Below are 15,509 nucleotides of genomic sequence, written 5' to 3' on the forward strand. Positions count from 1 at the left end.
GGGTGGATTAGTAACGGAATTCTGCGGTGAATTCTAACTGGCGCGGTGCGCCGATGATGTGTTGTGTACTGCCATAAGCCAAAGCTGCATAAAATTTGTCCGTTAGGTTACGGATATTAGCGCGCAGTGTCATCTGTTTGTTGACATGCCAGGCTGCACTGGCGTCGTAGACGGTATAGCCAGCAAGCGAAACATTATTGGCATTGTTTGCGTAGCGCTTGCCTACGTAACGCGCCCCTATGCCCGCTTCCCATGCAGGCGCTTGATAGTAGACCCATGCATTCGCGACCTTTTCGGGGACGTTCAATGGGGTGTTGCCTGCACGAGATACCGAGGATGCTGGACTGCCAACCGCTTCGCGCAATTCATCAAAGCGCGCATTCAATAATGTGGCATTGAAATCCACCCTCCAGCGTTCGACGGGATAGAAGGTAGTTGCGAATTCAATACCACGAGAGGATTGCGAGCCTCCCTGGATAGAGGTGGATGGCGTGACAGGATCGCGTGTGATGATGTCATCTTTTGCGATATGGTAAAGCGCCAGCGTCCATTCTCCCTTGATACTTTCCAGTGACTGCTTGATGCCAATTTCGGCCTGGCGAGATCGCGTCAGGCTGAACCTGGCGTTATCCAGGTTTAATCCCAGAAGGTTGGTAACCGGGTCTGTGCCTCGGCTGATTTGCCCGTAAATGCTCGTATTTTCAGAAGTATCGAATATGGTACCTAAACGCCAAGTCACTGGTGAGAAGTTATCTCGGACTTCATTGGCGGCATTTCTGAAGTCTTCGCTATCGGTATGGATAAATTCTTTTCTGACCCCGGCGATCAGCTTCCAGCGGTTTGTCAGACTGAATGCATCTTCAGCAAAAAATGCCTGCTGTCGGATAGTGCCATCGTAATTTCTAGTGACTGGATTCAGGCTAATAAATAGCCCAGGATTGAATCCGGCAGCTGGAATGGTGTCAGTAGCGCTGCTATTACCATGAATGTTGCGATGTTGAAATTCCGAACGCATGATTTCCCAGCCGGCCGAGAATCGATTCTGATGCCCAAACCAATCTTGTTGCGAGATTAACTCCGCACGATTCCCAATCTGTTTCTGGGCGTGCTCAATGGCGGTGAAGCTGCTACGCCTGACGGTATGGGTGGCGGGCTGGAACATGAATGCCTCGGCGTTGCGCCACTCACGGTCAGACTTGAACCAATAGCTTTCATTCCTGAAAGTGAGTTGAGGACTGATTTCCCATTCAATTTTTGCACGTGCGCGCGAGTCGACAAAATCCAATTTGTTGTCGGCAACATTGTAATTTCTGCTACGCAGTGAACGAGATAGATGTCCGTTGATCAACGGCGAGCCAAGATTGGCGGTTGGCGAGTCTTCTGCATGATCCAGGGTAAAGCCAATTTTTAGATTGTCTGTGGGAGCAAACGAGAAAGAGGTCATGAGTTTCTTGCTGTCGTAATCTCCGCGACTGATATAGCCATTGCCACCCAGGACGGAAGCATCAATACGGAAAGCCCCAATTTCGCCAATGGCGCCAGTGCCCCCTAATGCGGCCCGATATGCACCATAAGAACCGGCGCCTACCAATGCCTCCAGGGAAGCATCCCGGCTGGGCTGCTTGCGCACACTGTTGATGATGCCGCCAGCAGAACCATCGCCAAACAATACTGAGGCTGGACCTCGCAATACTTCGATACGTTCATATCCCCATGCATCTGAAGGATAGGTCAATGTACCGGCACCTGTCATGAGGCGTACCCCATCTTCGGCCTGGGCAACCGAGTTGTTTCCGGTAAAGCCGCGAGAAGAGAATGACTGGCCATTGCCGATCGTGCTGATATCGGTGATGCCTGTCGTACGCGTGACCGCCTCACGAATAGAGATATCGCCACGTTGGCGAATGGTTTGAATATCCAGTGTTTCAACGCTGGCAGGCGTTTCCTTTGCCGTCAGGCCAAGCCGGCTACCTGTATTGTTTTGTTTTTTCAGGTTCAGGCCAGGCTTGTCGGATGTTGCGTTGACCTGGATTTCCTCCAACGTGGCATCTTCCGCCAGCGCCCCGCTGGAAAAGACGGCCATCAAGACAGTGGCCAGAATGGGGTTGCTGCTTTTCATGGATTGCTCCCTGGTGGATTGTTCAGCATGACAAACTGTCATGTGTAAATCAGCTATAGGGTCGGAGCAGAGAGGAGGCATGCAAAAGCCGCGGCAACGGCAACTCGACCTGAGATGCCCATGGCGCCCAAGTCTGCAATGCATCAATCATGTCGAATGGAAAATGGTGAACATTCGCCGATTTCAGGACACCCCGCCCTTCTCGAACAACATAGCTCACTTGCGGCAGGTCTCCTGACTCTCGGGTCATCGTCTTGCTTGCGGCCTTCCCGGATCAAGTCCAGTGGCAAGAGTGGCAAACAGACTCACCGATTACAGTTGCGGGGGCAGTTCCGGATTACGAACATCTTGTCTTCACCGGATTCCCTATTATTTCCCCGTGATGATGCAGGGGAAAACCGTAAGTGAGGTGGATTCTAAGACTGGGGGGAGAAGTGGTCAATGTAAATCATGGGGTTGTTACTCATGCATGAGGCAATACAACAATGCGCTGCCCCATGCATTCCACTACCTGTCCCGCGCGGATTTTGGCAGTTTTGCGTGTTTCAGGCTGGCCGTCCACTTGCACCAGGCCTCCCGTCACCATGGTCTTGCCCTGGCCGCCGGATTCGGCAATGCCGACCAGCTTGAGCAAATTGCAAAGTTCGATATAGTTGTCGCGCAGCGTGAATTCCATGATGGTGCCTTATGTTGAATGCCTGCGATTACACCATGTTTTGCATGGCAATGAAACGAGCGCCGTGGGTGTTTCGAGTAAAATGACATTCAATTTACTCAGGAAGGTATGCCATGCAAGTCGATGCCCGATTCGGACCAGCATTTACCCAGGCAATGCAGGCCTTTGACGCACGCAATGCCCAAGACCCGAACCAGACGCTGGTCAACGGCGTGGCTGTGCCCAAGGAGCTGGCCTATGCCCAACGCATGACGGAGATGTTGCAGCGCTACCGCCCGGATGCCTCCGAGGCGTTGCAACTGGCCGCGCGTTGCCAGCATATCGAGCGCTGGACCTTGCCGCGCGACGCTTACCCGATGACCAAACCGGGCTATCACCAATGGCGGCGCAAGCTCAAGCAGTATCATGCCGAAGTGGCGCGTGAGATCATGCAGCAGGCTGGATATGACGAGGAAACGATACTGCGCGTGGCGGCCTTGGTCAGCAAGGAAGCGCCGCTGGCCGATGCCGAGATGCAGGTGCTGGAAGACGTGGTCGTGATGGTGTTCGTCGAGTACTACCTTGAAGAGTTCGTCGGCCAGCACCCGGAGTATGATGTGCCGAAATGGAAAGATATTCTGCGCAAGACCTTGCGCAAAGTATCCAAAGCCGGGCACCAGGCCTTGCTGACCCAGGTGAAGCTGCCCCAGGCGCTGGTGCCGCTGATCCAGGAAGTGATGATGGAGGAAGGCTGGCTGTGAGCCTGCGGGAGCGACAGTTGGCCTTATCAAACTGCAGCGTCGTGCTCAGGATGGGTTTGCACGAAGTGCTGGTGTTTTTGGGTGAGGAACAAGCAGGGCAGGTGCGTTTCCGCGCCCTGGGTTCTGCGAATTCCGATGAACCACCGGTTTACCGGTTGCAGGATATGCAGTTGAATGATGCTTTAATGAACCATTCCGCCAACATCGGCCAAGAAGCGATCAGCTTGTTTGCTGCCTACACAGGCGCCAGGGTGATCACCCCGAAGCGCTAGCCTTTCAATACCAGCGGCAGGCCAGCCGCAATAAAGCTGACTTTGTTGCAGATGGAAGCCACGGCTTGATTGAGGCGGCCTGCCTCGTCCTGGAATCGCCGGTTGATTTCTCCCAGCGGCACGATGCCCATGCCGACTTCGTTACTCACGAGCAAAATCTTTCCTGGCAGTAGTGGAAGCGTATCAAGCAGGGTGGCGCGTTCGTGTTGCCAGTCCACACCCTCGGGCGGCGCGCATTCCGGGCAGATGCACTGGGCCAGCCATAGCGTCAGGCAATCGACGAGCAGGCAACGGCCGGGCGCGGCCTGCTGTTGCAAGGCCTCTGCCAGTTTGTGCGGTACTTCCACGGTTTGCCAGTGTGCAGGGCGGCGCTGCTGGTGCTGGCTGACGCGATGACCGAATTCATTGTCGTACACCTGGGCCGTGGCGATATAGACCACTTCCAGGCCGCTTTCATGGGCGAGTTTCTCCGCATAGGCGCTCTTGCCTGAGCGTGCGCCGCCAAGGATGAGGTGGTGGTCGTGTGCGTTCATGTTCAACTCCAATGCTTGCTGTGCGCCTGGCTCACGCCCCAGCGCTGCATGATGGTTTGCAATTGCGGCAGCCCGTGCAGGATGGCGGAAGGGCCGGGCTGCAGGATGTCGGCCGACTTGATTTCATGTACTTGCCCGGACTGCACGGCGGGAATGGTATGCCATCCCGGCCTTGCCAGCACGTGTTCTGGCTGGAATTTCTTGCCGCACCACGAGCCGATGATGATGTCTGGCTGTCGCCGCACCACTTCGTCTGGGTCGGTAATGATGCGCTCCTTGGCAGAATGGTAAGCGGATAAATCGGCAAAGCAGTCCCTGCCGCCCGCCATTTCGATCAGTTCCGCCACCCACTGGACGCCGCTGATCAAGGGATCATTCCATTCCTCAAAATACACCTTGGGCGCAGTCGGCAGGTAGCTCGCGGTCTCGGCAACTTGCTGCATTCGCTGGCGCAGCCCGGCGATCAACGCCTCCGCACGGTCAGTAGCATGGGTCAACGCCCCCAGCGTCGCCACCATGTCCAGAATGCCTTGTACCGAGCGCTGGTTGAACACATGCACTTCCACCCCGGCACGCACCAGATCGGCGGCAATGTCAGCCTGCAGGTTGGAAAACGCCAGTACCAAGTCCGGCTTTACCGCAAGAATCTTCTCGATCTTGGCGGTGCTGAATCCTGAAATCTTGGGTTTTTCCTGTCGCGCAATCGCAGGGCGGGTAGTGAAACCCGAGATGCCCACAATGCGGGCCTGTTCACCGAGCAGGTACAATACTTCGGTAGCTTCCGCCGTCAGGCAGGCGATGCGCCTCGGACCTTTCATTCGCTGTCTGTCCAGGCGTTTTCCATCATCAGTTCCGACAAGGGGCGCTCCTTGGCCCAGCCTTCCTCCACCAGCATCGGGGTTTTATAGAACTCGTCAACATGGCCCAGGCAGAGAATGGCGATAGGCTTGGCGCCTTCGGGCATATTGAGTAGCTTGGCTAGCTTGACAGGGTCGAAGATGGACACCCAGCCCATGCCCAATCCTTCTGCGCGTGCTGCCAGCCAGAGGTTCTGGATGGCGCAGGCAACCGAAGCGAGGTCCATCTCGGGCAAGGTGCGGCGGCCGAAGATATAGCGCTCGCGGTGGTCGCACAAGCCGGCCACCAATAGCTCGCTGCACTGCATGATGCCTTCTACTTTCAGGCGCAGGAATTCGGATTCCCGTTCACCCAGCGCATGGGCAGTCTGCATGCGCTCTTCCTGCACCAGGTCGTAGATGGCTTGGCGTATTGGATCGCTGGTGATGCGGATGAAGCGCCATGGCTGCATTAAGCCGACGCTAGGCGCATGATGCGCAGCATCCAGCAGCTTGTGCAGGATTTCCGGCTCTATGGTGCCGGGCTTGAAGTGCCGCATATCGCGGCGCTGGTGGATGGCACGGTAGACCCCCGCGATCTCGGGCTCGGTAAAGGCGAATTCGTTGCTGGGCATTGCGTAATTGGAGCGAAGTTGGATATTAAACAGCCAGTATAAAGCGATTCATCAATTGGTGTAGGTCTCTCAAGGTTGGATTGTCGGATTCTCGATCAATACCAGTTTGCCGGTCTTGGGATCGCGGTAGACTTGCCCGACCGCCTGGTAGCCGCTGCCGACATTGCTGCCGGTGGTTTCCGGCGCTTCGATTTCCTTGCCTTGCTCGATCTCCTTGGGCTGGACCAGCATGGCCTGTCCGCCAGCGCTCAAGGCGGCGAGCAGGCCGCAGGCGAACACCAGCATGACGTCTACCAGATTGACCAGGCTGGCGCGCGGGTCTTCGTCGTCGTGGTCGAAGCGGCTCCTGAGGCGTAGTTTGCTTATGTTGGCCTTGCTCATGGTTGGGCTTCCAATACTTCCAGCACATCTTCGTACCAGCGGCGGCGCAGCTTGCCGATCACCAAGCCGATGATGCCCGCGATCAGGCCCAGCACGGTGGCATCGAAGGCGGTGGTGACCGCTTGCGCTAATTGTGCCGGATCGCCTTGGCCGAGAGCGGCCAGGCCAGGCCCTAGCGGGATGATGGTCGCCATCAGGCCGAGCATGGGTGGGATGCGGCCGAGCAGGTCGGCGCGTTCCAGTCGGTGGCGGGCCAGTTTCACTACCGCATCGGCATTGCCCGAGTCACGCATGGCCCGGAGGCCGAACAGGCGCTCGCCCATGGCCAGCCCGGCTTCCAGCACGGCGATGATCACGCTGAGCGCCAAGATGGCGATGACCGGCTTCAATAGCCAGGTGATCGCATGGTGTAGGGTGTCGAGTTCAAATGACATGATGATGCTCCGTCCTGTGTATGGATTACAACTTTGGCTTGCGCGTGCCGAACCAGAGCCCGGCGGCGAATACCGGTAGCAATGCCAGCCACCAATACCAGTATTCCTGCACAGATTTGATGGCGACCTCGAAGGCGCGCTGTGTAGGTGCGGGCTTGGCAGGCTCAGGTTCAGGCTGCGTAACAGGTTTGTCTTGCGGCTGTTGCGTCGGCGCGGCTTCTTGCGGCGCAGGTGCGGTCTGTCCTGCCTCGATGGCAGTCTGCTCCGCAACCGCGGCTCCGGCATCCACATAGCCAGGCGTTGCGTCGCCGCGCGCCTTGGCCAGGGTTTGCTGCAATGCGGCGGCAGTGCCGCCGTCGAGATATTGGCCCAGCCAGTGCCACATCGGGTGATTGGGCGAGGTGTGCCCACTACCGGGCAGGCCGTTCTTGTTGACCAGCCTGGCCAGGTCACTGCCTAGTTGGCGTAAAGTCTGTTCATCTGCTTGCCAGAAGCCTTTTTCCGCCGCCACCATCATGATGGCGAGCATATGTGCTTTCACATGGGCATTGTGTTTTTCTTCCAGAAACGGCTTGAGTCCCAGCTTGAGGCTGTCGTCCATGTAGACTTTCTTCACTTCGTCCCAGGCCCAGTCCTTGATGATGTCGGGTCGCGTGACCTGCCAGCCCCAGAGATTTTCCATGAATTCCTGCCCCATGGTGCGCGCGCCCGCATAGCCATGCTGCATGAGCGGGCGTATCCAGGCCGGGTTGAGGTAGCGCCCGCGCAACTCCATCAACAGGGCGGTTTCCAGCGGGTCGTCGCTGAGGTTATCCGGGTCGGTATGGTTGAGAATGCGCGCGGTGGGGCGCTTGCCGGTCACGGTTTCGGTCGCGAGCGACAGGCCGCCGAGATAGTCGAAGGCGTCGTTGTTGTCCATCAGGCCGTAGAGGTTGGAGGCGCGGCCGTGATAGGTATTGGCGATGCTGGTGAGCGCGGTCTTGAAGATATCCTGTGCGGGCTGGCCCTGGGCATCCAGTCCATAGGCATGGCCCATGCGCGTGAGATAGGCCTGGCCGAGCTCACTGCGGTCCTTCCAGGTGCCCGAACGCTCGGTGAGGCGGTTGACGCCGGTGCCGTAAGCGCCCGGCGCGTCGCCGAAGATGCGCCAGGCGGCTTCACGGCCTGCCTGCGGCAATGCCATGCCTTGTTGTTGATGCGCCTGGGTGCGGCGTATCCACTGCAGGGCGACGCCGTTGCCCGAAAGCGGCTCGTCGCCTTCCGTCAAACCAGCACCCAATGGCGACAACGCTGCTTCCAATGCAGGTTGCAGGGCGGGATATTGCGCCCGTATGGTTGTGGCCGAGGCGGCCAGCGCGAGGCGGCCGCCGGTATCGATCCACTGCATGAGGTTGGGGTAGAGGTCGCGGAACAGTCCCGAAGTAGTGACGATGACATCATGACGTGCAATCCCCGGCTTGAGCTGCATGCGCTGCACGATACCGCGCGCGTTCCATTCCGGCTCTATGCCCATCAGGCTGAGGATGAAGCTCACCATCACGCCCTCGTCGCGCACGGCATCCGATGCCCAGAGGATCACGCCTTCGCTGTCCTGCACGCTGTCGCGTTCGCGCACCTTGGCAGCCATATTGGCGCCGATCTGGAAGCCGAGACGGGTCGGCAGCACGTCGCCGTCCAGTGCATGGAAGTTGCGCCCGGTAGGCAAGGCGTCGGGCGAGCGCAAGGGATCGTTTCCCTTGCCGGGTGGCACGAAGCCGCCTTCGAGCGCATGCAGCAGGCTCTGCATTTCCAGGCGCGGCGAGGCCGCCAGCTTGTCGCGGGTTTCCGCGCTGACGCCTTGCTCATGGCCGCGCGCCATGGATTCCAGCATCAATGCCAGCGATTCCTCGGGCCAATCCTTGCCGAAGATATGCAGGCCATGCGGCATAAATTTCTCCTGCAGTTTGGTCAAGTAGTGGCCGATTTCATGCGCGAGCAGGTCGTCGTCAGTCTGCTCGTAGCCAATGCCGCGCACTTCCAGCACGTCGGCCATGCTGGCTTCCAGCTCAGCGCGCAGCTGCAGCGCTTCCACCAGGCGGCGCATTTCGTGCGCGGCCTCCACTTTCAAGGTCTCGGAGCTGGAAGACTCATAGCTTTCCACCACCTGGCGCAGTTCCAGCAATCGGTCGTAGAGCGGCGTCGAGGTCAGCGGCGGCGTAAGGTGGTCCACCATCACGGCCAGGCCGCGACGCTTGGATTGCGTGCCTTCACCCACGCCGTCGACGATATAGGGATAGATGCCGGGCAGGTCGCCCGCAATCAGGCGTGAGTAATCGCTTGCTGCCAGGCCGACCGCCTTGCCGGGCAAAAATTCATAGGTGGAATGGCGGCCGATATGTACCAGCGCATCCGCCTTGAACACGCTGCGCAGCCAGTGGTAATAGCCCAGGTATTGGTGCGGCGGCGGGATGGTGGTGTTGGCGTGCAGCAGCTCCTCGTCCACTTCCCAGCCGCGTGGCGGCTGCGGCCCGATGAATATATTGCCGAACTGCACTCCGGGAATCAGGATCTGGCGGTCATGCACCATGACCTTGCCCGGCGCGGGCCCCCAGCCGCGCATGCCCTCGATGCCCAGCGCGGCGAGGCGGGTTTTCTGCAAGGCCAGGGCGTTGCAGTCGGTGTGTTTTTCCAGGCACTGCAAATAGCCGTGGTTGAGCGCCTCAAGCTGCTTGAGCGCATTGTTGCGCTGCGGATGGTCCGCGCCTTCAAGCAGGTGGCGCAGCTCGTGCATGGCCTTGTCGAGGCGGTTGCGCGCGATGTCGGTCTCCCTGGCGCGTTGCGCCGCCACCAGGTCGGCATGCAGTTTGCCAAGCGGGCCTTCCACCATCTCCCCACGCACTTGCGCAGGCAGGGTGCTGAACCAGTTGAGGTAGGCGACACTATCGAGCTTGTTGACTTGCCGGCTCATCTCGGCCAATGCGGCCTGGTCTTCCGGCAGATTGACGCCGCGATCCTGCATCAGGTCGAGCAGCGCTTCCGGCGACGCGGGCAATTCGCCGGTATTGTAGCCCGCCCGCTTCAATGCATGCAGCATCTCGAACAATGAGGCGGGCACGTCCAGGTTGTCCGCGCCGATGTTCTGTCGGCCAGGCGGATGGTTGTAGTAGATCAGCGCGACTTTCTTTTCGGCATTCGGCTTGCTGCGCAGCTGTTGCCAATTGAGGCTGCGCCTGACCAGCGATTGCACTTCGGCAGGCAGGATCTGCGGCAATTTCAGTTCGACACCAGTGAGCTTGTCTAGGGAGGCAGGCCCGGCGGCGGCCACGACCAGCGGCTGCGAGCTGCCCTGGATTTCCGGCATGGCGACGCGATATTGCACCGAGTTGGCCGGCAGGCCGTCTTCCGACAGCTGCCAGGCATTGGCGCCGCGGTCTGTCAGGCGGATAGCCTTGCACACCGGCACGTCGAGCTGCCCCAGCAGTTCGGTCACGGCCTCGCGACCCTCGGCGGCGCCGACGACAAAGTCCTGCAGGACAACCAGCCCGCTGGGAATGGCAGGCGCGAGCATGTTGCGGAGATTGGCGATGGCGTCGCGCGACGCGGCTCCCCAGCGCGTCATGATGCCGATGCAGGACTGGCCCTGGGCTTCGCTAGCGGCACAAATGGCATCGATTGGCTGCGGGTCACTGGTGCTGAGGTCTAGCACCACCAGCATGGGCTTGCCGGCACCAGCGACCCTGGGCTGGCTGACCTCCCGCCCATCCTGGCGCAGGTGTACCAGCGGTTGCGGAGTGATGTCGGGCAACTGCTTCGACGGATGCAGCAGGTAGCGCATGAAGGCGACGAGGTTGTCCCCCCCTGCCTGCCAAAGGTTGTGCAGGCCCAGCCATTGCCGCGCGGCAGCGTGTTGCTGCGCAAGGTTGGCGACTTTTTCAGAAAGCTGGTTCTGCGTCAGGGTCAGGCTCTTGGCATGTGAAAAGCTGCTGACGGCTTCCCCTTGCCAGCGGCTTTGCAGCGAGAGTGCGCTTTCCCCATTGAAGGCGATGAAGGTATGCGGCTGCCTGGCGCCAATCTGTTGCAACTGGAATTGCAATTGCTGCGAGGCTTCGCCGTAGGCTGCCACGGCGAATACCGCGTCGGCACTGCGCAGCCAACCCTGCAGCGTTTGGCTGTCCGCCGCTAGTAGCTGGGAGTGCGTGCGCAGGATGATGCGATCCTGTGTGCCGGATTGCTGCTGCAGCGCATGCTGTGCAGCCATGGCTGCGGCGGGAGCGGTGCGGTCGGATACGACGCCGAACAGCGTGGCTGCCTGGACAGGACCCTGCGAGATGATAAGTGCAATGCCGAGCAGGGTGGAAAACAAGCGCCTCATGGGTTGAACAGCCGGGCAATCGCCGAAGGATTGGATGGGAAATAAAAATGCAGGTAGCTTGCCGTGAGGCTGCCGTGGCGGTATATGGCCTCGCCTGGCTTGCCGCGCTGGGTGCTTGCCTGTACGTATACCGGCAGCGCAGTTTCAAGGCGGGAGTAGTGGAAGGTATGCGCATGTAGCCTGCCTTCCGGCAATTGGGCAAATTGCACGCCCAGTCCCTGAAACCGCGACTGCATGGTGCAACTGCCGGGCAGCAGGCCAATGCCCGGCTGCTGGTTGATGCTCTCCGCCAGCGCCATCATGCCGCCACATTCGGCCAGAATGGGTAGACCTTGCTGCCAAGCCTGGCGCAAAGCGGTGCGCATGGCGTGGTTGCGGCCCAGCGCTGAGAGGTGCAACTCGGGATAACCGCCCGGCAGCCAGATGGCGTCTATGCCCATTGGCAAGGCCTCGTCATGTAGCGGCGAGAAGAACATGGTTTGCGCGCCCAGCGCATGCAGGCAATCGAGGTTGGCGGGATAGATGAAGCAAAAGGCTTCGTCGCGCGCGATGGCGATGGTCTTGCCCGCGAGCAATCGCTTCACATCTTTCGCAGAGGGTGGAGGCGCGAAAACGGTTTCAGGCGGCAAGGGCAACGCGCCTGATTCCGTCAGCAACGTCGCAGCCTGCGCGATGCGTTGCTCCAGGCCGTCGATTTCATCGGCGCGGAACAGGCCCAGGTGACGTTCCGGCAGCGCAAGCGCTTCCTGTTTCTGCAACGCGCCCAGCCAGGGAATATCCGGCGGCAGGCTGTCGCGCAGCAAAACGCCATGCCCGGCGCTGCCGGTACGGTTGGCGATCACGCCTGCGGGGATGAGTCCAGGCCGGTGGGCAAACAACCCGGCAGCCAATGCGCCGAAAGTCTGCGCCATGCCGCTCGCGTCGATAGTGAGCGCAACGGGGAGTTGGAACCGTGCCGCAATGTCCGCACTGCTGGGGCTGCCGTCATACAGGCCCATCACGCCTTCTACCAGGATGACGTCAGACTTCTGCGCAGCCTGGTGTAGCCGGGCGGCAATGTCATCAGCGCCGCACATGGCAAGGTCGAGGTTGTAAACCGGCCTGCCTGTCGCGGTTTGCAGGATCATCGGATCGAGAAAATCCGGGCCGCATTTAAACGCTTGAACGATCAGTCCCTGGTTGCGCCATGCGCGTGCCAGCGCAGCAGATACCAGAGTTTTTCCCTGATTGGAGGCTGGCGCGGACAGCAGCAATGCCGGGCAACTGGTTGTCACGAGCCTACCACTCCACCCCTGGCATCGCCTGCACACCGTGCTTGAAGGCATGTTTGACCATGGTCATGTCGGTGACGGTGTCGGCCTGCTCGACCAGCTCGGGCTGGGCGGCGCGGCCGGTGACGACGACATGCTGCATGGCGGGACGGGCGGCAATGTCGGCCAGCACTTGCTGCAGGTCGAGATAATGGTATTTGAGGACGATGTTGAGCTCGTCGAGAATGACGACACCTACGCTTTCATCCCTGAGCGCGGCTTGCGCAGCCTGCCAGCCTTGTTGGGCAGCGGCGATGTCACGCTCGCGGTTCTGGGTTTCCCAGGTGAAGCCTTCGCCCATCACATGCCAGCTGACATTGGGCTGGTGGCGGAAGAAGGCTTCCTCGCCGGTGTCGGAACGGCCCTTGACGAACTGCACCACCACGGCTTTCATGCCGTGGCCGAGGGCGCGGGCGAGGAGGCCAAAAGCGGCAGTGGATTTGCCTTTGCCGTTGCCGGTATTCACCAGGAACAGGCCTCGCTCAATGCGCGCAGCCTCTATCTTGGCATCAACAACTGATTTTTTGCGCGCCATCCGGTCTGAATGGCGCTGGTTAAGGTCTGGTTTTTCCTGATCGGTCATGCGGTTCGTTTGCTATCAGCGTAAAGCGCCTTCACCACAATGTGGATGATGGCAGCAGTCGCCACGTAGAACGCCAGCGTACCCAAATATGATGGGTAATACTTGGCGATGCGTGGCAGGAACTCGGCCAGCGTCGGGTCGACATAGCGGCCAGAGAAGAAATAGAAACCGCCGCTGGAGAACAGGTGGCAGACAAAACTGCTGCCCACCACTGTAGCCGCCAGCAGGGCGATGCGGCTGAAGGCGAACTGGTAGTGCTTGGCGAACCAGCGGCCGCCGAGCCAGAGGCTGCCATAGGCAGGCAGCAGGAAGCCGTAGGCGGGCGAGGTGCAGAAGCCGTCGACGCCGCCCCAGGTCACGGCGGCGAAATCAAGTGCCGCGGCCAGGCCGAGCAGGGCGGGAAACACCCAGGCTGGGCGCAAGTAGACGCCGGCCAGGAAGAACACCGCCCAGGATGCGCTGGGCAGGTGGTTTACCGCGGCGAAATGGTGGCCGCGTGTCAGGACGAGCAGCGCAGTCAGCAGCAGGCCGATCATGATCTGGTGATTCTTGTTGAGTGTCAGCATGTTATGTTCCTTGGTTGGGCCGGTTGGTCAAATAGGGTTGAATTTTAACCGAAATTCCCGGCCTGTTTCGTTTTATCCACGCCTGACCGCGCCTAGAATGCCGGCGCATAGCGCAATGAGACAAACAAGTTGGCCCCCAGGGTGCTAAAGCCTTGCGCGAGTTCATAGTGCCTGTCGAACAGGTTGTTGACGCGGGCATTGAGCGTCCAGTCCGGATTGATGCGGTAGTTGGCATACACGTTGACCAGGGTGTAACCACTCATGCGGGAAGATGGCGTATTGTTGATATTGTCGTAGCGATAGGAGGATGCTTCCAGTTCGCTGCCCAGCTCGAAGGACTGCCATGTCCGGCTGACACCGAAGTTGGCATGCGCTTTCGCGCGGCGCGGCAGTAGGTTGCCCGAGGTGGTGTCGCCGCGATCTTCTGGACGCTGGAGGTCGGCACTTCCATATAGCCGCCAATCCGTGAAGTTGCCCTTGTAGCTGAGGGTCAGGCCCCTGAGCACGGCTTCATTGATATTGGTCGGCATCAAACGGTTGACGCCATTCACCAGACTGCGGCTGTTGGCGATCAGGTTATCCACTTCGTTGTGGTAGTAAATGGCACCGATCTGGTGGGTGCCGTTGTCGTATTGCAGGCTGATTTCCTTGTTACGGGATTCTTCCGGCCTGAGTTCGGCATTGCCGATATAGTTGAAGGCAGGGTTCAGTGGACTGTATAACTGGTTGAAGGTCGGGATGGCGAAAGCCGTGCCAAACGCTGCGCCTGCCCTTAGTTGGGGCGTGATGTGGTAGCCGTAGTTGATTGAGCCGGTGGTCTTGTCGCCGAACTGCGTACTGTCATCATTGCGCAAGTTCATCTGCAAGCCATGTCTGTCGAACTGTTTTTGCCAACCTGCCATCCATGAGCGGATGTTGCGCCTGTCTTCTGCCAGGTCAGCATTGCTTTCCACTTTCTGCTTGCGGTATTCCAGGCCGGCATTGAATACGCCCAGGTCAGTCGTCACCGTGTTCTGCCACAGGTATTGATCCTGCGTGGTCTTGATGGTGTCGCGGCTGGTGGCCGTGGCGGACTTCGAGTACGAGGCCAGGTCATCCATGCTTCTGGCGATGCTCAGCGTGCTGGTCCAGTTGTCGGTAAAACGGTTTTTACTGTGTACCGTGTAGCTCGACAGGGTCTGTTCGCCATAATATTCATTGGCCCTGACCGCACCATCATGAAAATTCTTGTTATCACTGATGAAGGCATTGAAGCCAAGCTCATGGTGTTCGCTGAGGTGCTGGGTGATACGGGCATTCAGGTTCTGGTTGCGGTATCCATCGTGGTCGGGGTTGTAGTTCCTGTGATGCCTGTTATATGCGCTGACACCATGCGTATGAGTAGCGCCCGCCTGCAGACTGAAGCTGGTATCACTAATTCTGCCGCTGACGCCAATATCGCCGATGGCAGTGCCATAAGTGCCAAGCCCTGCTGAAGCCTGCAGCCGGGGCTGGCCCTTGCCGGATTTAGTGAAAATCTGGATGACGCCGCCAATCGCATCTGCACCGTACATGCTGCTTGCCGGGCCGCGCAGGATCTCGATATGGTCGATCTGGTTCAGGGAGATATTCTGGATTGCGGTAGTGCCGGAAGTTGCAGAGCTGACGCGAATACCATCGATGAGTACCAGGGTATGTGTCGAATTGGCGCCACGTATAAAAATATCGGTACTTTTGCCCAAGCCGCCGTTATGCATGATTTCAATACCAGGTTCGCGGCCCAACAGCTCAAGCACGGAAGACTGGCCTGCGCGCTGGATCTGCTCCTGGGAGATGACGGAAACATCCCCTAGTACTTCGCTGCTTTTCTGTTCACTGCGCGAGGCAGTGACAATCGTGTCTTCAAGCCGCATGCCATCAGCACTGGCGATTAATGGGAAAGAATGAATTGAGGCAAGGGCGGCAATGCCCAGAGAAAAACGCAACATTAGTTAATGACTCCAAAGAGCCCCTGCGTCCCCGCAAGAGCTGGTGCATGAATGGAGTGTGCGGGAAAATGGCTTGAGCCGGATGGTCATCGGACCGCCGCATCCC

14 protein-coding genes and 1 riboswitch are annotated in these 15,509 nt (G+C 59.1%); of the genes, 2 read left to right on the top strand and 12 right to left on the bottom strand.

Annotated elements, in window-relative coordinates:
• Nucleotides 1-7: 7 nt before the first annotated feature.
• Entirely contained in the window at nucleotides 8-2,119 is a 2,112-nt protein-coding gene (locus MFLA_RS00580; RefSeq protein WP_011478477.1) for a TonB-dependent receptor, read from the bottom strand.
• A 206-nt stretch (nucleotides 2,120-2,325) separates the two neighbouring features.
• A riboswitch (cobalamin riboswitch) is annotated at nucleotides 2,326-2,537 on the bottom strand.
• Nucleotides 2,538-2,582: 45 nt separating this feature from the next.
• Complete coding sequence (locus MFLA_RS00585; RefSeq protein WP_011478478.1) at nucleotides 2,583-2,795, bottom strand: RNA-binding S4 domain-containing protein; 213 nt, start codon at nucleotides 2,793-2,795, stop codon at nucleotides 2,583-2,585.
• Between the two features lie 113 nt (nucleotides 2,796-2,908).
• On the opposite strand from MFLA_RS00585, the gene MFLA_RS00590 reads away from it, so the two are divergent.
• Together MFLA_RS00590 and MFLA_RS00595 are read left to right on the top strand one after the other, a co-directional pair.
• Nucleotides 2,909-3,535, top strand: coding sequence for a DUF4202 domain-containing protein (locus tag MFLA_RS00590; RefSeq protein ID WP_011478479.1), 627 nt, complete (start codon nucleotides 2,909-2,911; stop codon nucleotides 3,533-3,535).
• 17 nt (nucleotides 3,536-3,552) lie between these two features.
• Nucleotides 3,553-3,807, top strand: a complete 255-nt coding sequence (locus tag MFLA_RS00595) for a hypothetical protein (RefSeq protein ID WP_195742036.1) — start codon at nucleotides 3,553-3,555, stop codon at nucleotides 3,805-3,807.
• On the opposite strand, the gene cobU is transcribed toward MFLA_RS00595, so the two are convergent.
• From cobU to MFLA_RS00645, 10 genes are all read right to left on the bottom strand, one after another.
• Nucleotides 3,804-4,340: a bifunctional adenosylcobinamide kinase/adenosylcobinamide-phosphate guanylyltransferase gene (gene cobU / locus MFLA_RS00600; RefSeq protein WP_011478481.1), complete on the bottom strand. Its 537-nt coding sequence runs from the start codon at nucleotides 4,338-4,340 to the stop codon at nucleotides 3,804-3,806. The two genes, MFLA_RS00595 and cobU, sit on opposite strands and share 4 nt — an antisense overlap.
• Nucleotides 4,341-4,342: 2 nt before the next feature.
• Nucleotides 4,343-5,158, bottom strand: coding sequence for a cobalamin-binding protein (locus tag MFLA_RS00605; RefSeq protein WP_011478482.1), 816 nt, complete (start codon nucleotides 5,156-5,158; stop codon nucleotides 4,343-4,345).
• A complete protein-coding gene (gene bluB, locus MFLA_RS00610; protein ID WP_011478483.1) occupies nucleotides 5,155-5,811 on the bottom strand; it encodes a 5,6-dimethylbenzimidazole synthase in 657 nt (218 codons plus the stop codon). Before bluB ends, MFLA_RS00605 begins: the two co-directional genes overlap by 4 nt.
• A 69-nt stretch (nucleotides 5,812-5,880) precedes the next feature.
• A complete protein-coding gene (locus MFLA_RS00615) occupies nucleotides 5,881-6,192 on the bottom strand; it encodes a DUF2149 domain-containing protein (RefSeq protein WP_011478484.1) in 312 nt (103 codons plus the stop codon).
• Nucleotides 6,189-6,626 carry a MotA/TolQ/ExbB proton channel family protein gene (locus MFLA_RS00620; RefSeq protein WP_011478485.1) on the bottom strand — a complete coding sequence of 146 codons (438 nt, stop codon included), beginning with the start codon at nucleotides 6,624-6,626 and terminating at the stop codon, nucleotides 6,189-6,191. Before MFLA_RS00620 ends, MFLA_RS00615 begins: the two co-directional genes overlap by 4 nt.
• Before the next feature lie 25 nt (nucleotides 6,627-6,651).
• Nucleotides 6,652-10,977: a cobaltochelatase subunit CobN gene (locus tag MFLA_RS00625; RefSeq protein ID WP_011478486.1), complete on the bottom strand. Its 4,326-nt coding sequence runs from the start codon at nucleotides 10,975-10,977 to the stop codon at nucleotides 6,652-6,654.
• Entirely contained in the window at nucleotides 10,974-12,302 is a 1,329-nt protein-coding gene (locus MFLA_RS00630; protein WP_048811469.1) for a cobyrinate a,c-diamide synthase, read from the bottom strand. The genes MFLA_RS00625 and MFLA_RS00630 overlap by 4 nt, the downstream gene beginning before the upstream one ends.
• Nucleotides 12,256-12,870, bottom strand: coding sequence for a cob(I)yrinic acid a,c-diamide adenosyltransferase (gene cobO / locus MFLA_RS00635; RefSeq protein ID WP_011478488.1), 615 nt, complete (start codon nucleotides 12,868-12,870; stop codon nucleotides 12,256-12,258). Before cobO ends, MFLA_RS00630 begins: the two co-directional genes overlap by 47 nt.
• The gene (locus tag MFLA_RS00640; protein ID WP_011478489.1) at nucleotides 12,867-13,436 is read right to left on the bottom strand and encodes a hypothetical protein; all 570 of its coding nucleotides are present in this window, start codon (nucleotides 13,434-13,436) and stop codon (nucleotides 12,867-12,869) included. The genes cobO and MFLA_RS00640 overlap by 4 nt, the downstream gene beginning before the upstream one ends.
• Before the next feature lie 92 nt (nucleotides 13,437-13,528).
• Nucleotides 13,529-15,403 carry a TonB-dependent receptor domain-containing protein gene (locus MFLA_RS00645; protein WP_011478490.1) on the bottom strand — a complete coding sequence of 625 codons (1,875 nt, stop codon included), beginning with the start codon at nucleotides 15,401-15,403 and terminating at the stop codon, nucleotides 13,529-13,531.
• Between the last annotated feature and the right edge of the window lie 106 nt (nucleotides 15,404-15,509).

Source organism: Methylobacillus flagellatus KT, assembly GCF_000013705.1.
Lineage (GTDB): Bacteria > Pseudomonadota > Gammaproteobacteria > Burkholderiales > Methylophilaceae > Methylobacillus > Methylobacillus flagellatus.